This is a genomic window from Nonomuraea rosea (assembly GCF_039539705.1).
Classification (GTDB): Bacteria; Actinomycetota; Actinomycetes; order Streptosporangiales; family Streptosporangiaceae; genus Nonomuraea; species Nonomuraea rosea.
The window spans coordinates 600,110-617,433 of record NZ_BAABDQ010000004.1; the positions used below are offsets into that span (position 1 = coordinate 600,110).

Consider the following 17,324-nt stretch of genomic DNA (forward strand, 5'->3'; position numbering starts at 1 on the left):
GGTTGGATGGGCGGATGGATTTCCAGCCGATCGAGCGCCCCGCCCAGGCGTTCCAGCAACCGGTGACCGCCGCCCAGCTCCAGGCGGTCTGCCACCGCGTCTTCGGCCCAGCCGGCCGCGTGTCGAAGGCCACCGAGCTGGGCCTGGGCATGTACAACAGCACGTTCCGCGTCACCGTCGAAGGCCAGGAGCGGCCGGTGATCATCCGGTTCGCCCCCGAGCCGGGCCGGCAGTTCCGCTCGGAGCGGGAGTTCATGCGCAACGAGTACGCCACCGTGCCCCACCTCGCCGTGATCGCGCCGCTGATGCCGCGCGTCATCGCGGCCGACTGGTCCCACGACCTGGTCGGCCGCGACTACCTGGTGCAGAGCCTGCTCGACGGCGTCCCGGCCGCCGAACGGCTGCGCACGTACCCGCGCCCGTCCTGGACGGCCTTCTACCGGCGGATCGGCGAGATCGCGAAGACGGTCCACGCCGTACGAGGCCCGGGGTTCGGCACCGTCGCGCACCCCGTCCATGCCACGTGGAGCCAGGCGGTGACCGAGTCGCTGCAGGACATCGCGGCCGACCTGGACGCGGCCGGACTGGAGGCCGCCGACCTCCGCAAGGCCGCCGCGCTGGCCGCCGAGCACCACGCCGTGCTGGACGAGATCACCGAGCCCCGCCTGCTCACCGGCGACCTGTGGACGGTCAACATCATGATCGCCGAGAACGCCCCTGAGCCGGTGATCACCGGGGTGTTCGACCTGGACCGCACCTCGTGGGGAGACCCGGCGGCGGACTGGCCGATCCGGATGGCGTCGGCCAAGCAGGACGAGCGGCTGGCGTTCTGGGAGGCGTACGGGGAGCGGGACCGCAGGCCGGCGGCCGTGTGGCGGTCGCACGTGTATGAGATTCGCCACCTCGGCGCCGTCCGCCTGGAGTATCACCGCCACGGCGACGCCGACGCCGTCGGAAACTCCTATGAGGCCGTGGCAGCGGTGCTCGCCGAGCTCACTTGAGGCAGTGATCAAAAGTGAAGTCGATCACTTTGTGTAATCGGTAACTTTTGTCCGGATCCTGTGACACAACACCCCGTGTCAGCGCTGTCAGAAGGCGTGAAATGTCTGACATTTCAGCAGCTCGAAGGGGTGGTTTACGGGTTCAGTCGGGACCTTGTCGATCAATAGTGAGTGACCTGACCGTTACGCCGAACCGTTTCTGACTGTTACATTTTTACATATATTCTGCGCGTTGATCGCCATCCCGACGTCACGTGGAAATCTCACGATGCGAGATGGGTTTTCGTTGCGGGGGCGCCTCTCCAGTGGGAAGTCCGCGCCCCCGGTCAGCGCGAACGGAGAGTAATGGGCAAGTACCTGCTTCGCAGGTTGGCAATAAACGTGATCTTGGTCGCCATCGCGGCCAGTCTGGCGTACATGCTCGCGGCCACCACCATGAACCCGCGATCCGCGTACGAAGGGCGGCAGCCTCCGGTTGCCGCGTCGGTCATCGACGCCACGCTTGATGCCTACAACCTGAACGACAAGACCCCCGTGCTCGTGCGCTACGCGACCTGGGCGAAGGGCGTCATCACCGGCGACTTCGGCAAGACCTGGAACGGGGGCTCCGTCAACGACGAGATGGGCCGCCGGATCATGGTCAGCGCCCGGTTGCTGCTCATCGGCACGCTCCTCGGCTTCGCCGTGGGAGTGGCGCTGGGGGCGTGGTCGGCGGTGAAGCAGTACAAGCTCAGTGACCGGTTAATCGGGGTCAGCTCATTCGTGATCATGGCGATCCCGGTGTTCGTGCTGGCGACCCTGCTGGCGATCTCCACGTACAACCTCAACAGAGGCCTGGGGTTCACGCTGATCGAGTACACCGGCGAGTACAACCCCCGGCTCTCGGGCTGGGACCAGCTCGTCAACCGGCTGAACCACCTCATCCTGCCGACGATCTCGCTCAGCCTCGGCTCGATGGCCTTCTACAGCCGGATCCAGCGCAACATGATGCTCGACGTGCTCGGCCAGGACTTCGTCCGCACGGCCATGGCCAAGGGCCTGCGCCGCAGGACCGCGCTCATCAAGCACGCGCTGCGCACCGCGCTGATCCCGTCCGCCACCTACTTCGCCTTCGCGTTCGGAACGATGTTCACCGGAGCAACCTTCACCGAGAAGATCTTCTCCTGGCACGGGATGGGCGCCTGGCTGGTCGACTCGATCAACCAGAACGACGTCAACTCCGTCGCCGCGGTGACCTTCTTCGCCGCCGTCTGTGTCCTCGCCGCCGCCTTCCTGTCGGACCTGCTGGTGGCGGCTCTCGATCCTCGGGTGCGGGTGGGCTGACATGCGATCGAAAGTCGTCCTCAGGCGCCTGCTGAGCAACAGGCAGGCCCGCTATGGCTTCGCCGGTCTGATCCTGCTGGTCGGGCTGGCCTACATCGGTCCGTACTTCGGCGCGTACGACTGGACGGACAAGGACTTCCTGGCCTTCCTGTCGCCGCCCGACGGCGACCACTGGTGGGGCACCACCACGATCGGCCAGGACATGTACGCGGTCACGCTGCGCGGCATGCAGAAGTCGATCATCATCGGCCTGCTGGTGGCGCTCATCTCCACCGGCCTGGCCGCGATGGTCGGCGCCTTCGCCGGATATTTCGGCGGCTGGGCGGACAGGGCGCTCATGTGGGGTGTGGACCTGCTGCTGGTCCTGCCCAGCTTCCTGATCATCGCGATCATCTCGCCGCGGCTCAAGGACAGCTCCTGGCTCTGGTTCGTGGCGCTGCTCGCGGCGTTCTCGTGGATGATCACCTCCAGAGTGGTCCGCAGCATGACGCTCTCGCTCCGTGAGCGTGAGTACGTCCTGGCCGCCCTCTACATGGGCATCCCACGCTGGAAGATCATCTTCCGGCACATCGTGCCCAACCTGTCCTCCCTGCTGATCATCGACGCGACGCTCAACGTCAGCGGCGCGGTCATCGGCGAGGCGGCGCTGTCCTTCTTCGGGTTCGGCATCCAGCCGCCCGACGTCTCGCTCGGCACCCTGATCGCGGAAGGATCGCGCAACGCCACCGGCTACCCGTGGCTGTTCGCCTTCCCCGCAGGGCTGCTGGTGGCGCTCGTCCTGAGCGTGAACCTGATCGGCGACGGACTGCGTGACGCACTCGACCCGGGGAGCAACTCGTGAGCATCTTGGAGGTCAGGGACCTCACCGTCACCTTCTCCGGCGGCATCGAGGCCGTCCGCGGCGTCAGCTACGAGGTCGAACGCGGCGAGGTGCTCGGCATCGTCGGCGAGTCCGGCTCGGGCAAGTCCGTGACCTCGCTCGCCGTCATGGGCCTGCTGCCGCAGAACGCCGTGGTCAGCGGCTCGGTCAAGCTGCACGGCCGCGAGCTGCTCGGCATGAAGGAAGACGAGCAGATCAAGGTACGCGGCAAGACGATCAGCATGATCTTCCAGGATCCGCTGTCGGCGTTCACGCCCGTCTACACCATCGGCGATCAGATCGCCGAGGCCGTCCGCGTCCACCAGAAGATCGGCAAGGACAAGGCCGCCAAGCGCGCCGTGGAGCTGCTCGACCTGGTCGGCATCCCCAACCCGAGCCTGCGGGCCAAGGCGTTCCCGCACGAGTTCTCCGGCGGCATGCGGCAGCGCGCGATGATCGCCATGGCCATCGCCAACGACCCCGACCTGCTGATCTGCGACGAGCCGACCACCGCGCTCGACGTGACCATCCAGGCGCAGGTCCTGGAGGTGCTCAAGACCGCGCAGCAGGAGACCGGCGCCGGCATCGTGATGATCACGCACGACCTGGGCGTCATCGCGGGCATGGCCGACCGGGTTCTCGTCATGTACGCGGGCCGGCCGGTCGAGCAGGGTCCGGTGGACGACATCTACTACCGGCCGCGGATGCCGTACACGATGGGTCTGCTCGCCTCGATCCCCAGGGTCGACGGCGAGGAGGGGCCGCTCGTGCCCATCGAGGGCAACCCGCCCTCGCCCTCGTCGCTGCCGCCAGGCTGCCCGTTCGCACCGCGCTGCCCGATGAAGGTGGACATGTGCGACGACGAGGAGCCGCCGCTGACGCCGTTCGGCGGCGGGCGCCACGTGGCCTGCATCCGTTCGCACGAGATCGAGCACAAGGGCCTGACCGGCGCGGACGTGTTCCCCATCCCGGTCATCCCGCCGAACGAGGTGGTCCGCGTCCCGCGCGCCGAGCGCGCCACGGTGCTGGAGCTGGACGGCATGATCCGGCACTACCCGCTGATGAAGGGCGCGATCTTCAAGCGCCGCGTCGGCACGGTGTTCGCGGTCGACGGCATCAGCTTCGACATCGCGGAAGGCGAGACGCTGGCCCTGGTCGGCGAGTCCGGCTGCGGCAAGACCACCACGCTGCAGCAGATCATGCAGCTCGAACCGCCGCAGGGCGGGCGCGTCGTGGTGCTCGGCAAGGACAGCGCCAAGCTGGGCAAGTCCGGGCGCAAGTCGCTCCGGGGCGACGTGCAGATCGTCTTCCAGGACCCGATGGCCGCCCTCGACCCGCGCATGCCGGTCGGCGACATCGTCGCCGAGCCGCTGCGCGCGCACGGCAAGAAGGAAGTCGCCGCCAAGGTCGCTGAGCTGCTGCACCTGGTCGGGCTCTCGCCCGAGCACGCGGAGCGCTACCCGCAGCAGTTCTCCGGCGGCCAGCGCCAGCGCATCGGCATCGCCCGCGCGCTCGCGCTGGAGCCGAAGCTGCTGGTGCTGGACGAGCCGGTGTCGGCGCTCGACGTGTCCATCCAGGCAGGCGTGATCAACCTGCTGGAGGAGCTGAAGAACAGGCTGGGGCTGTCCTACCTGTTCGTGGCCCACGACCTGGCCGTCGTCCGGCATCTGGCCGATCGCGTGGCCGTCATGTACCTGGGCAGGATCGCCGAGATCGGGACGGTCGAGAACGTCTACGACCATCCCGCGCACCCGTACACGCAGGCTCTGCTGTCGGCGATCCCCCTGCCCGACCCCGAGATGGAACGCACCCGCATGCGGATCCTGCTCGAAGGCGACCTGCCCAGTCCGGCCGACCCGCCGTCTGGATGCAGGTTCCGCACCCGCTGTCCCAAGTTCGTCCAGCTCAGCGAGGCGGAGCGGCGGCGGTGTGTGGACGAGGAGCCCTCGGTTGCCCGGCTGGCGAACGCCGTCGATCACGGCGCAGCCTGCCATTACGCGGAGGAAGTCGAGGTCATCACGGCCTCGGACAATCAGGAGGAAGAGTGAACGTTCGATACCGTGCGGCCGCCGGGCTCTCGGTCCTGGCCCTGGCCGTCGCGGCCTGCGGCGGCGGTGGCGGCAGCGAGGCCAAGAAGCCCAATGCCGAGCAGTCCCAGCAGGCGCAGCAGCAGATGGCGGAGACCCCGGCCTTCAGCATCAACCCCGTCCCATATGACCAGGTCAAGGACGGTGGCACGCTGACCCTGGCGATCGGGCAGTGGCCGACGCAGTGGAACGGCAACCACGTGGACGGCAACCAGGCCGACACGGCGACGATGCTCGACCCGATCATGCCGCAGCTCATGATGGCCGACGAGAACGCCACCTTCACGCCGAACCCGGACTACGTCACCGACGTGAAGAACGAGACCGTGGACGGCAAGCAGGTCGTCACCTACACGCTGAACGACAAGGCCCAGTGGTCGGACGGCAAGCCGATGACCTGGAAGGACCTTGAGGCCGCGTGGAAGGCCAACAACGGCGAGAACAAGAAGTTCAAGCCCGCCTCCACCGACGGCTGGAACAAGATCGAGTCGATCAAGCAGGGTGACACGGAGAAGATCGCCGTCATCACCTTCAGCAAGCCGTACCCGGAGTGGCAGGGCCTGTTCAACCGCGGCACCTCGCACCTCTTCCCCGCCGAGCACCTCGCGACGCCGGACGCGTACGACAAGGACTACAACCAGAAGATTCCGGCCACCGCCGGTCCCTTCAAGGTGGAGAAGCTCGACGAGGGCACCAAGACGCTCACCCTCGTGCGTGACGACAAGTGGTGGGGCAAGAAGACCAAGCTCGACAAGCTGATCTACCGGGCCATCCCCGACCCGGCCGCCGAGGTGAACGCGTTCGCCAACGGCGAGCTCGACGCCGCGGAGATCGCCGCGGGCGCCCCCGCCGACCTGAAGCGGGCCAAGGAGGTCCCGGGCGCGGAGATCCGCAAGGCGCTCAGCCCGAACTGGCGGCACATCACGGTCAACAACCAGAGCGCGTTCCTGAAGGACAAGTCGGTCCGTCAGGCGGTGCAGTACGCGATCAACCGTGACGTGATCACCCAGTCCGACCTGAAGGACATGGAGTGGCCGCTGCAGACGCTCGGCAACCACGTCTTCATGAACAACCACAAGGGCTACGTCGACAACTCCGGCGACCTCGGCAAGTACAACCTGGAGAAGGCCAAGCAGCTGCTCGACGCGGCCGGCTGGAAGCAGGAGGGCGAGTACCGCAAGAAGGACGGCAAGGAGTTCGCGCTGAGCTTCGTCATCCCGACGGCGACGCCGACCGCGCAGACCGAGGGTGAGCTCACCCAGGCGATGCTGAAGGAGGCCGGGATCAAGGTCACGATCCGCCCGGTCCCCGTCGACAAGTTCTTCAACGACTTCATCATCAAGGGCGACTTCGACCTCGTCCCGTTCTCCTGGATCGGCACGCCGCTGCCGCTGGGCTCGCTGCCGCAGATCTACAAGACCGGCTCCGAGAGCAACTTCCCGAAGGCCAGCGACCCGGCCGTGGACGCGGCCATCGAGGCCGCGGTGGACGAGACCGACCCGGCCAAGGCCATCGACCTGGCCAACGCCGCGGACAAGCTCATCTGGGACATGGTGCACACCATCCCGCTGTACCAGCGTCCCGAGATCTGGGGCGTCAAGAAGACGGTCGCCAACTTCGGCGCCCGTGGCTACAAGTACTACGACTGGACCGCGGTCGGCTTCACCGGCTGATCTCTCCAGCAGCTGAAGACCCCCGGCCGATTCCCGGCCGGGGGTCTTCCCTCATCTGCCGGCGGCGAACTCCCGCACCGTCGTCGGCGGGCGGCCACCGTAGCGCTCGATGCTCTCCGTGACCCGGTAGAGCGGGTGGTCCCCGGACCCGATCAGACGGAAGATCGCCCACAGGTGCGTGAGGTGCTCCACCGTGTACGGGTCCCGGTAGTTCTCCATCGCCCACGCCTCCCACTCCTCCGGCGGGACGTCGGCGTACTCGAGCCCGAGGTCGCCGGCCGCCTCGCCGATCGTGACCATCTGCCCGGTCACCAGGCACACCGGGTCGGCGGGCGCCGGATCGAGCAGCAGCCCCGCCCCCACCCTGGCCACGTCGGCGCCGGCGACGAGCGGGATCCGCGTGTCCCGCGGCCCCAGCGGCAGCGGCAGCCGGCCGCCCGAGCTCGCCGCCGCCAGGTTCTCGAAGAACACCGCGGCCCGCAGGTGCACCGCGCCCACCCCGGCCCAGTCGAACACCTGCTCAGAGACCCAGTGGCGGCGCATCCGCGGCGTGAGCGCCTCCGGCGAGGCGTCCAGCTGCGACACCTCGACGACGCGCTCCACCCCCTCCTCCTTGGCCGCCGCCGCGAACACGCCGGTCGCGTCGAGCAGCCCGGCGGTGACCGGATAGGTGAAGAACGCCCGCCTGATCCCGCGCAGGGCGGGGCGGACCGACGTGATCTCCCGCAGGTCGCCCGTCACCACCTCCGCGCCGAGTTTGCGCAGCTCCTCGGCCCGGTGGTCGTCGGAGTGCACGAAGGCCCGTACGGACTCGCCGCGCTGCAGCAGCAGGTCAACGACGTGCCGTCCGGTCGAGCCCTGCGGCCCGCCGGCCGCGCCTGTGACGAGGATCATCGCTCCGCCTTTCCCGGCAGGGTGAGGGTGAACAGGCCGAGCCGCTCCAGCTCGCGCAGGAACGGCTCGGCGGTGAAGGCCTCGGCCGGGCTGTACACGCCGGCGGCGTCCGGGCCCCGGCCGTCGGCCAGGCGTACGGCCGCCTCGACCGAGGCCAGCGCGCTCATGCGCCACAGGTCGTGCCCGCGGGCCTGGCCGGCCTGGCCGCCGTCCGCCGTGATCACCTGGGCGGCGACGGTGAAGTCCGAGCCCGCCCGGGTCTCGGCGTCCACGTTCTCGCTGGTGAACGCCTGCTCCTCCGCGAACGTGTGCGCCGTGAGCTGTGCCTCCACCTGCTGCGTCCTTACGTGCCTGGGCACGGTGACGACCTCGGAGAACGGGACGGGGGCGATCATCGTCCGCGGCCCGAGCGGCGGCGGGAACGGGAAGACGGCGTTGCGCGGCTCGACATAGCCGACCTGCTGGGCGCCGCCGGCGTAGGTGATCCGCCGGGTGTCGGCGAACAGCAGCTCGGCGGTCTGCTTCGCCGCCGTGGTCAGGCGCCAGCCGGTCACCGCGTAGGCGGTGATCACCCGGTCGATGTCCGTCAGGCCCTCGGCCACCGCCCCGGCGAGCAGGTCGCCGAGCCCGCCGTAGAAGCTCATGGCCGTGACCATGGTGATGCCCGCCTGCTTCGCGGGCTCGGACATCGAGTCGAACATCCACTTCGTGTGATGCTGCTCCAGCGCGTGGTCGACGTAGTGGCAGCCGCCCTCCGCCGCGGCGAGGGCGACGGGCTTGCCGGTGTGCGTGAAGGGGCCCGCGCAGTGGATCAGCACGTCCGCCTGCTCCGCGAGCACGCGTAACGCGGCAGGGTCGTCGAGCGCGGCCTGGTGCACGCGGACGCCGCCGAGCTCGTCCGACAGGGCTTTCAGCGCGCCCGCGTCGCGGCCGGCCAGGATGACGTCCCGGCCGCGGGCACGCAGCTCGGCCGCGGCCAGGCGACCCGTGTGGCCGGTTGCGCCGTAGACGGCGATGTACGGTGAGGACACGGCTCATCTCCATGATTCATACTGTGGGTACGTAACTAACTCTGAAGTTACGTACCGCGAGTATGCAAGTCAATGGGGAGCACGATGATCCGCCGTACCCAGGCAGAGCGTTCCGACGAGACGACGGCGCGGCTGGTGCGGGCCGCGCGTGAGCTGTTCGGGGCCGGCGGCTACGCGGAGACCTCGATCGACGCGATCGCCGCCGCGGCCGGGGTGACCAAGGGAGCCGCCTACCACCACTTCGGCGGGAAGGTGGCGCTGTTCCGCGCGGCTTTCGTGGCGGAGCTGGAGACGGTGGACGGCGAGCTGCTGAAGGTCGCCGCCGAGGAGCCCGACCCGTGGGCGGCGCTGCGGCGCGGCTGCCACACGTTCCTTGCGCGCTGCCTCGATGCCGGGTTCCGGCAGATCGTGCTGCTGGACGCCCCTTCGGTGCTGGGCTGGGAGGCGGTGCGCGAGATCGAGTACGAGCACATGCTGCGCGTCCTGCTCGGCGGCCTGCGGCTGGCCGTGGCGGAGGGTCAGGCGCCGGACGGCGACCTGCCCGTACGCGCGCAGTTCGTCTTCGGCGCCTTGTGCGAGGCCGGCATGCTGCTGGCGCGCTCCGCCGACCCGGCGGCCGACCTGCCGCGGCTCGCCGCGGAGGCCGACCGCTTCCTGGAAGCGCTCAGGCTGTGATCAGCCGTGCGAGTCGGTGACCGAGCCCTTGAGGGTGGCGAAGCAGGACGGGCCGTTCTGGCCGTCGAAGCGGACGGAGTCGAAGAAGTCGCGGAACGAGCTGAAGAAGTTGCCCTTGTCGCGCGGGATCGTCACCGCCGCGCAACCGCCGTAGTCGGCTTCGGAGAACAGATGGATGAACGAGTCGGTACGGTTCCAGTCGGACTTGGCCCGGTCGGCCATGCCCAGGGCGGCCAGATCGGGCGTGTCGTCCTGGATCTGGATGATGTCCCCTGTGCCGTCGAGGCCGGAGAACATGCAGTAGTAGCCATCCTGGCAACGGTCGTAGCCGGCGGCCGCCTGGGCGGGACTCGCCAGGACGGCCAGGGCGGCGGCAGCGATCGGTAACGCCAACAGGTGAAGCTTCTTGCCCATCATTCCTCCATGGGTGAAACTTTCTTTCGATCGAACATACATGGATCGATCTTGCCGGGAAAGGGGGTGGGGCCTCCGCGAGCTGAATCCCGGCGTGAAACTTTCACCCGTCTCAGGCTGTTCTGCCTGGTGCGGGGGTGCGGTTCGCGCGGCTCCGGCCGCTGGGGCCGGGCGGTGACCTAGAGTCCGATGTGGGAGCGCTCCCAAATCCTTCGAGCCGACCCGGAGCAGCGTGCCATGAGCAACTTGCGCAACCAGTGGGCGATCAGGGCGGCCGTGCCGTTGCTCGTCGCCGCCGCGCTGGTCGTCCCGCCCACTCCTGCCCTGGCCGCCGCGCCGTACCAGGACCCGGCCCTGCCCGTCCCCACCCGGGTGGCCGACCTGATGTCCCGGATGTCGCTGGATGAGAAGCTCGGCCAGATGACGCAGGCCGAGCGCGGCTCGGTCAGCGGCTCCGACGTCACGACGTACCGGCTCGGCTCCGTGCTGTCGGGCGGCGGCTCCGCGCCGTCCCCGAACACGGCCGCGTCCTGGGCCGACATGTACGACTCGTTCCAGAACGCGGCCCTGGCCACGCCGCTGGGCATCCCGATGATCTACGGCGTGGACGCCGTGCACGGCCACAACAACGTCAACGGCGCCACGATCTTCCCGCACAACATCGGGCTCGGCGCGACCCGTGACCCCGCGCTGGCCCAGCGGATCGGCCGGGCCGTCGCGGAGGAGGTGTCCGGCACGGGCATCGACTGGAACTTCGCCCCCTGCCTGTGCGTGGCCCGCAACGACCGGTGGGGCCGCACGTACGAGTCCTTCGGCGAGACGCCTGACCTGCCCTCCTCGATGTCCGCGATCGTCACCGGCCTGCAGGGCACGGCGCTGAACGGGTCAGGCTCCGTGCTGGCCACCGCCAAGCACTACCTCGGCGACGGTGGCACCGCGGGCGGCGCCGACCAGGGCGACGCCCAGGTGTCCGAGGCCGACCTGCGGGCCGTGCACCTGCCGCCGTTCAGGGCCGCGGTGGAGCGCGGCGTGGGCTCGGTGATGGTCTCCTACAGCAGCTGGAACGGCGCCAAGCTGCACGGCCACCAGTACCTGATCAGCACGGTGCTCAAGGGCGAGCTGGGCTTCTCCGGGTTCGTGGTCTCCGACTGGAACGGCATCGACCAGATCGACGGCGCCGCCGGCACCTCCGGGCTGGACGTCCGCACCGCCGTCAACGCGGGCATCGACATGGTCATGGTGCCGACGACGTGGCGGCAGTTCATCGACCTGCTGCGGGCCGAGGTGCAGGCGGGCCGCGTGACGACCGCCCGGGTCGACGACGCGGTCCGGCGCATCCTGACCAAGAAGTTCGAGCTGGGCCTGTTCGAGAAGCCGCTGACGGACCGGTCGTACACCGCGACCGTGGGCAGCGCCGCCCACCGCGCGCTGGCCCGCGAGGCGGTCGCCAAGTCCCAGGTCGTGCTGAAGAACAGCGGCAACCTCCTGCCCCTGGCCGCCACCGGCGGCAAGATCTTCGTGGCGGGCAAGAGCGCCGACAACATCGGCTACCAGAGCGGCGGCTGGACGATCTCCTGGCAGGGCTCCTCGGGCACCATCACGCCCGGCACCACCATCCTCCAGGGCATCAGGAACGGCGCGGGCTCCGGCACGACCGTCACCTACAGCCAGAACGGCAGCGGCATCGACTCCTCCTACCGCGCCGCCGTCGCGGTGGTCGGCGAGACCCCCTACGCCGAGGGCCAGGGCGACCGCACCGGAAGCCTGGGCCTGGACGCCGCCGACCTGAGCACCCTCGCCACCCTGCGCGCCTCCGGCGTCCCCGTCGTCGTGGTGCTGGTCTCCGGGCGCCCGCTCGACATCGCCGCCCAGCTGCCCGGCTGGAACGCGCTGGTGGCCGCCTGGCTGCCGGGCACCGAGGGGCAGGGGGTGGCCGACGTGCTGTTCGGGACCGTGCAGCCGGGTGGCAAGCTGCCCATGACCTGGATGAGCAGCGCCTCCCAGCAGCCGATCAACTCGGGTGACGGCAAGACGCCGCTGTTCCCGTACGGGTTCGGGCTGACGTACGAGCCCGCGCAAGGGGACACCAGCCCGCCCACCACGCCCGGCACCCCGGCCGCCGCGGCGGTCACCTCCTCCTCCGCGACCCTGACCTGGACCGCCTCCACCGACAACGTGGGCGTGACCGGCTACGACGTCGTCCGCGTGCAGGGCACGGCGGAGACCACCGTGGCCACGCCCGCGACCGCCTCGGCCGCGCTCACCGGCCTGTCGGCGAGCACGGCCTACACCTTCGCCGTGTACGCCAGGGACGCGGCGGGCAACCGCTCACCGCGCTCGGCGACGGTGTCCGTGACCACCGCCGGCTCGGGCGGCGGGACCGGCGGCTGCGCGGCCACCGCGGCCACGCAGAGCCAGTGGGGCAACGGCTACGTGATCCAGGTGAACGTCACCAACACCGGCACGACGGCGCTGAACGCCTGGACCGTCACCTTCACCCTGCCGCCGGACCACGGCCTCACCGGCTCCTGGAACGGGACCCTGACCGCGAACGGCCAGACGATCACCGCACGCAACGCCGCGCACAACGGGGCGCTCGCACCTGGCGCCAGCACCTCGTTCGGCTTCCAGGCCGGCCGGCCCAACGGCGACACCCGCGTGCCGCCGGGCTACACCTGCGTCTGAGGGAGACGCCTTCATTGTCTGTCAGGTGCGCCTGACCGTACCGGCGGGAGACGCCTTCAGAGGCTGTCACCTGCGCCTGACCGCATAGGCGGGCCGCCTGTCACCTGGAAATCTGGAGCGTCACGCCGGCGGCCGGGCGAGTTTGGCGGCCACGGCGTCGAGAACCCAGTCCAGGCCGGTCGCGAAGGACGTCTCGGCGTCCACGTGGGTGGCGTCGTGCACGGCCTTGGCCAGCGCCGGGAAGCGGCCCGTGGCCAGGATCCTCGTCATGTACGGGCCGTAGGTGCGCTGCCATTCGTCCTTGGACAGGCCCGTGGCGCGCTCGGCCCGCAGATTCGCGATCTCGCGCCTGATCGCGCCGGTGAAGTAGGAGCTGACGGTCTCCACGGCGCGCATGACGGTGTCGACGTCGGCGAGGCCGTCGAAGGCGATCAGCGTGGCCTCGCTCACGGCGAGGGCGTTCGGGCCCAGGGCCGGACGGCCGCCGAGCAGGTCGGCCAGCCATTCGTGACGGAGGGCGGCCTGCCTGGTGCGGTGGGCGAGGCCGCGCAGCGCCTCCCGCCAGTCGCCTGGCCGCTCCTCGGGGAGGATCTCGGCGTTGACCTCGTCCACCATGAGGTCGAACAACTCCTCCTTGGTGGAGATGTATCCGTACAGCCGCATCGGGCCGGCGTCCAGCCGGGCGGCGACCTTGCGCAACGACACCGCCTCCAGCCCGCCCTCGTCGGCCAGCGCGATGGCGGCGGCGACGATCCGCTCCCGGTCGAGCGGCGCAGGGCGAGTCGGCGGCTCAGGCCGGTCCCACACAGTCATGGTTGCATCGTACTGTTGCGATACAGTGTATTTGTCAAATACAGTATATCGACATGAGACATCGTATCGCTGTGGTCGGCGGCGGCCCCGCCGGTCTTACCTTTGCCCGCGTCCTGCACCGCCACGACCACCCCGTCACCATCCTCGAACGCGACTCCGCCCCCGACGCCCGCCCCCCCGGCGGCACGCTGGACCTGCACGACCAGCTGGGCCAGCTCGCGCTGGACAAAGCGGGGCTGCTGGCGGAGTACCACGCGCTGTCCCGTCCCGAGGGGCAGGCCATGCGCATCCTGGACACGGACGGGACCGTCCTCCGCGACTGGCGACCCCGTCCGGACGAGCGGGCCAATCCCGAGATCGACCGCGGGCAGCTCCGTGACCTGCTGCTCGGCCCCATGGACGTGCAGTGGGGGCGGGGCGTGACGGAGGTGGTGCCGGGGACGCGGGATGGCGTGCTGGTCCGTTTCGCGGACGGGCGGGAGGAGACGTTCGACCTCGTGGTCGGCGCGGACGGCGCCTGGTCCCGGGTCCGCCCGGCGCTCTCGTCCGCGACGCCGCACTACACCGGCGTCACCTATGTCGAGACCTCCCTGGACGACGTCGACACCCGCCACCCCGACCTCGCCCGGCTGATCGGCGACGGATCCATGGCCGTGTACGGCGTGAACCGCGCCCTCGTCGCCCAGCGCAACAGCGGCGGCCACGTCAAGGTGTACGCCCAGTTCCGCGCGCCACTGGACTGGCACACGAACCCGGACCGGCATCTGGGCCTGAACGGCCGCGCGGGCCAGGACGCAGGCACGGGTACGGGCCGTGACGTGGGCACGGGCGTGGGCACGGGCCGGGACACAGGCATGGACGACAGCATGGACGCAAGCACGGACGCCGGCCTGGACCTGGGCGACGTCGAGGCCGTGCGATCAAGCCTGCTGGCCCTGTTCGACGGCTGGGCCGCTCCCGTCCTCGACCTCCTCTGCCACGGCACCGCTTTCGCCCACCGCCCCCTCTACGTCCTGCCCGCGTCCCACACCTGGACCCACGTCCCCGGCGTGACGCTCCTGGGCGACGCCGCCCACCTGATGCCCCCATTGGGGGTGGGCGCGAACCTCGGGATGCTGGAAGGCGCCGAACTCGCCGAGTCCGTCGTCGCCGCCTCCAGCCCTGGCGACCTGGACAAGGCCGTCCACGCCTTCGAGGAACAGATGTGGGCACGGGCCAGCAATCGGGCGAAGTTCACGATGGCCGGTCTGGACCGCCTCGTGAGCCCGGACCCCGCCCAAGCCATCGCCCTCTTCGACGAAGTTCAGTCCTGACCGCCAAGAGCGAGAGCACCAGAGACCTCTCGGCGATCCACCTTCTCGCGACTACGTTGAGCGCGGTCTGACCAGGCCGTTCAGCCAAGCTCTTCAGAGCGAGCCGCAGGAAGCGCCGGGCCCACTCCACCAGCCTCCCGGGTGACGTCGCGGTCGAGCTGCCCGGCAGCCGTGCCCACGACCCATCATGAGCAGGCCGAACGTGCCCACGACCAGGTGACACTTCCTTCATGCCACCCTTTCGGATCGCAGGAACGGGAAGGCTGGAGCGGCGGTCCCTGTGAAGCCTGGCGAGGCGTCGGTGGCGTAGGGCGGCGGCCGCTGCAAACGCGCAAGGCGTCCGCCGCCCGTCAGGTGCGGTTCGTCAGCGATCGACGTGCGATCAGCGGTCCACGTGCGATCAGCGATCGACGTGCGATCAGCGATCGACGTGCGATCAGCGGTCCACGTGCGATCAGCGATCGACGTGCGATCAGCGATCCATGTGCACTCAGCGATCCACGTGCAAGCGGTCGAACTCCACGAGCGGCGTGGCCCCGGCGAAGTTGCGATCCACCTCGGCCCGTTCGGCCGCGCTCGGGTTCGCGTTGGCGCAGCTCACACTCGCGCTGGACCCCGACATCAGATCGGAGCAGAGCCCGGTCCGCCGGTCGGGCAGCCCGAGGATGTGGCCGATCTCGTGGGCGGCGATGCGTACCGGATGGTAGCCCTGGGAGGTGGCCTGCCGGCCGATCCAGATCGTGCCGCGGCCCAGGCTGGTGGGCAGCGCCCGCGGCCAGCCGTTGTCGGCGTACACCACGAAGTTCGCGGGCGTCCCTGCGACGAGCCGGACATTACTGACGCTGGAGTTCCAGACTTGCGCCGCCTGGTCCACCGCGCTCACGAACTCGGCCGCCCGGGTGGCGTCGTACCTGAGCACCCTGACCAGGGCGGCGGCCTGCGCGGGCGAGGTGACCAGAAGGAAGGTGAGGGTGAGGATGAGGGAGAGCGCGAGACGAAGAGGTCTTGGCACGGAGCCTCCTCCGGAGTTGGGGGTGCCGTCACGGTACGCGCGCCCCCTCGTCCAGGAGAGATGTCAGATCGCCTCTATCACGGTGATATGGGCCCTCATCGGCAGTTGGCCTGCCAGCCGCTCAGCACGCGACATCACGATCGCGCACGCACCTGAACGCGGAAGGGAAACTGTCAGTGTTCAAGGGCACACTCTATGCATGCCCGATGAGCCCCTCGAACTCGGCGAGATCTCCGTCTCCGACTGGCATGCCCACACCGACAAGGTCGCCGAGGCCGGCTTCCTGACCATCGCCAGGCGGCTGCCCTCACTCGTCAGCCAGGCCATGCGGATGGCCTGGAGCGCGAGCCCCCGCGACACCCTGGCCACCATCATCCTCAACCTGCTCGGCGGGGTCTTCACCGCGTTCGGGCTGCTGGCGACCACCGGCGTGCTGACCGCGCTGTTCAGTGAGGGCCCGACCCCCGACCGTGTGATGGCGGCCCTGCCCAGCCTGGCCCTGGTGGGGGCCGCGGCGGTGCTGCGCACCACGGTGCAGGCGGGTGCGGGCTGGGCCCAGTCGCGCCTCACCCCGCAGATCGCCCGGCTGTCCGAGGAGCGCCTCTACGGCCTGACCAGCCGCGTGGAGCTGGTCTCCTACGACGACCCCGAGTTCCACGACTCCCTGGAACGTGCCAGAAACCGCGGCCTGGCCACCGCCGACTGGGTGGTGACGACGGCCGTCGACGTGGTGACGGCCCTGGTCGGCCTGGCCGCCGTGGCGGGCGTGCTCGGCGTCCTGCACCCGGTGCTGCTCCCGCTCCTGCTGCTGGCGGTGCTCCCCGACGCCTGGGCCGCGGTCCGCAGCGCGCGCATGCGCTACGCGACCGTCTGCAGCCTGATCCCGGCCCGCCGCCGCAAATGGATCATCGCCGAGCTGCTGGCCGAGCGTGACCCGGCGGCGGAGGTCCGCTCGTTCACGATGCGCGGCTTCCTGCTGCGCATGTACGACGCGGTCGCCAAGGCCGAGCAGGACGTCATGCTCTCGCTCGCCAAACGGCAGACCTTCGCCCGGCTGGTCGGCGAGGCGCTCGGCGGGCTCGGCGCCGCCCTGGTCTACGTCGCGCTCGGCATCCTGGTGGCCACGGCGGCGATCCCGCTCGCCGTCGCCGGCACCGCCGTTCTCGCGATCAGGTCGGGGCAGAGCTCGCTCAGCAGCCTCATGTTCGCCACCAACCGCCTCTACGAGCAGGGCCTCTACTTCACCGACTTCCTGGAGTTCTGCGCCGACGCCGAACGCCGCCTGACCCGCCCGCGCCCGGCCGCCGTCCCCGAGCGGTTCGAGCGCATCTCCGCCCAGTCGGTCTCCTTCACCTACCCCGGCGCCGAGGAGCCCGCGCTGCGCGACGTGTCCGTCGAGATCAAACACGGCGAGGTGATCGCGTTCGTCGGCGAGAACGGCTCCGGCAAGACCACCCTCGCCAAAATCCTGTCCGGCCTGTACGAACCCGACACCGGCACCGTCCACTGGGACGACACCGACCTGACCACCGTCAGCCCCGAAG

The 17,324-nt window shown here is 69.7% G+C and carries 14 protein-coding genes; 9 read left to right on the forward strand and 5 right to left on the reverse strand.

Translation table 11 applies throughout. The features are described from left to right. Positions 1-14: 14 nt before the first annotated feature. The 5 genes from ABEA43_RS13715 to ABEA43_RS13735 all read left to right on the forward strand — a co-directional run bounded on the left by ABEA43_RS13715 (position 15) and on the right by ABEA43_RS13735 (position 6,943). Positions 15-1,001, forward strand: a complete 987-nt coding sequence (locus tag ABEA43_RS13715) for a phosphotransferase family protein (protein WP_345561705.1) — start codon at positions 15-17, stop codon at positions 999-1,001. 345 nt (positions 1,002-1,346) lie between these two features. Continuing rightward, positions 1,347-2,324: an ABC transporter permease gene (locus ABEA43_RS13720; protein WP_345561706.1), complete on the forward strand. Its 978-nt coding sequence runs from the start codon at positions 1,347-1,349 to the stop codon at positions 2,322-2,324. A 1-nt stretch (position 2,325) separates the two neighbouring features. Next, a complete protein-coding gene (locus tag ABEA43_RS13725; RefSeq protein ID WP_345561707.1) occupies positions 2,326-3,165 on the forward strand; it encodes an ABC transporter permease in 840 nt (279 codons plus the stop codon). Further along, entirely contained in the window at positions 3,162-5,231 is a 2,070-nt protein-coding gene (locus tag ABEA43_RS13730) for a dipeptide ABC transporter ATP-binding protein (protein WP_345561709.1), read from the forward strand. The genes ABEA43_RS13725 and ABEA43_RS13730 overlap by 4 nt, the downstream gene beginning before the upstream one ends. Then, the gene (locus ABEA43_RS13735; protein ID WP_345561711.1) at positions 5,228-6,943 is read left to right on the forward strand and encodes an ABC transporter family substrate-binding protein; all 1,716 of its coding nucleotides are present in this window, start codon (positions 5,228-5,230) and stop codon (positions 6,941-6,943) included. Before ABEA43_RS13730 ends, ABEA43_RS13735 begins: the two co-directional genes overlap by 4 nt. Positions 6,944-6,994: 51 nt before the next feature. Here the strand turns inward: ABEA43_RS13735 and ABEA43_RS13740 are convergent, their stop codons facing one another. Both ABEA43_RS13740 and ABEA43_RS13745 read right to left on the reverse strand, forming a co-directional pair. Continuing rightward, the gene (locus ABEA43_RS13740; protein ID WP_345561713.1) at positions 6,995-7,837 is read right to left on the reverse strand and encodes an NAD(P)H-binding protein; all 843 of its coding nucleotides are present in this window, start codon (positions 7,835-7,837) and stop codon (positions 6,995-6,997) included. Beyond that, positions 7,834-8,868: a saccharopine dehydrogenase NADP-binding domain-containing protein gene (locus ABEA43_RS13745; protein ID WP_345561714.1), complete on the reverse strand. Its 1,035-nt coding sequence runs from the start codon at positions 8,866-8,868 to the stop codon at positions 7,834-7,836. Before ABEA43_RS13745 ends, ABEA43_RS13740 begins: the two co-directional genes overlap by 4 nt. A gap of 84 nt (positions 8,869-8,952) precedes the next feature. Between ABEA43_RS13745 and ABEA43_RS13750 the strand changes: the two genes are divergently transcribed. Next, entirely contained in the window at positions 8,953-9,543 is a 591-nt protein-coding gene (locus ABEA43_RS13750) for a TetR/AcrR family transcriptional regulator (RefSeq protein WP_345561716.1), read from the forward strand. On the opposite strand, the gene ABEA43_RS13755 is transcribed toward ABEA43_RS13750, so the two are convergent. Next, positions 9,544-9,936 (reverse strand): peptidase inhibitor family I36 protein, encoded by a 393-nt coding sequence (locus tag ABEA43_RS13755; protein ID WP_345561718.1) that lies wholly within the window; start codon positions 9,934-9,936, stop codon positions 9,544-9,546. Between the two features lie 258 nt (positions 9,937-10,194). On the opposite strand from ABEA43_RS13755, the gene ABEA43_RS13760 reads away from it, so the two are divergent. Further along, positions 10,195-12,642, forward strand: coding sequence for a glycoside hydrolase family 3 N-terminal domain-containing protein (locus ABEA43_RS13760; RefSeq protein ID WP_345561720.1), 2,448 nt, complete (start codon positions 10,195-10,197; stop codon positions 12,640-12,642). Positions 12,643-12,762: 120 nt separating this feature from the next. Here ABEA43_RS13760 and ABEA43_RS13765 read toward each other — a convergent pair whose 3' ends face one another. Continuing rightward, the gene (locus ABEA43_RS13765; RefSeq protein WP_345561722.1) at positions 12,763-13,455 is read right to left on the reverse strand and encodes a TetR/AcrR family transcriptional regulator; all 693 of its coding nucleotides are present in this window, start codon (positions 13,453-13,455) and stop codon (positions 12,763-12,765) included. 53 nt (positions 13,456-13,508) lie between these two features. Here ABEA43_RS13765 and ABEA43_RS13770 point away from each other — a divergent pair, with 53 nt between their 5' ends. After that, positions 13,509-14,768 (forward strand): FAD-dependent oxidoreductase, encoded by a 1,260-nt coding sequence (locus ABEA43_RS13770; RefSeq protein ID WP_345561724.1) that lies wholly within the window; start codon positions 13,509-13,511, stop codon positions 14,766-14,768. Positions 14,769-15,258: 490 nt separating this feature from the next. Here ABEA43_RS13770 and ABEA43_RS13775 read toward each other — a convergent pair whose 3' ends face one another. Beyond that, entirely contained in the window at positions 15,259-15,780 is a 522-nt protein-coding gene (locus tag ABEA43_RS13775) for a snapalysin family zinc-dependent metalloprotease (protein WP_345561726.1), read from the reverse strand. A gap of 199 nt (positions 15,781-15,979) precedes the next feature. Between ABEA43_RS13775 and ABEA43_RS13780 the strand changes: the two genes are divergently transcribed. Continuing rightward, the coding region (locus ABEA43_RS13780) for an ATP-binding cassette domain-containing protein (RefSeq protein WP_345561727.1) at positions 15,980-17,324 on the forward strand (1,345 nt) is incomplete at its 3' end.

Excerpts from the sequence above, each read along its gene's own strand:
- ABEA43_RS13715 (WP_345561705.1), top strand. The coding sequence starts at position 15 with ATGGATTTCCAGCCGATCGAGCGCCCCGCCCAGGCGTTCCAGCAACCG.
- ABEA43_RS13720 (WP_345561706.1), top strand. The coding sequence starts at position 1,347 with ATGGGCAAGTACCTGCTTCGCAGGTTGGCAATAAACGTGATCTTGGTC.
- ABEA43_RS13725 (WP_345561707.1), top strand. The coding sequence starts at position 2,326 with ATGCGATCGAAAGTCGTCCTCAGGCGCCTGCTGAGCAACAGGCAGGCC.
- ABEA43_RS13740 (WP_345561713.1), bottom strand. The coding sequence starts at position 7,837 with ATGATCCTCGTCACAGGCGCGGCCGGCGGGCCGCAGGGCTCGACCGGA.
- ABEA43_RS13750 (WP_345561716.1), top strand. The coding sequence starts at position 8,953 with ATGATCCGCCGTACCCAGGCAGAGCGTTCCGACGAGACGACGGCGCGG.
- ABEA43_RS13760 (WP_345561720.1), top strand. The coding sequence starts at position 10,195 with ATGAGCAACTTGCGCAACCAGTGGGCGATCAGGGCGGCCGTGCCGTTG.
- ABEA43_RS13765 (WP_345561722.1), bottom strand. The coding sequence starts at position 13,455 with ATGACTGTGTGGGACCGGCCTGAGCCGCCGACTCGCCCTGCGCCGCTC.
- ABEA43_RS13770 (WP_345561724.1), top strand. The coding sequence starts at position 13,509 with ATGAGACATCGTATCGCTGTGGTCGGCGGCGGCCCCGCCGGTCTTACC.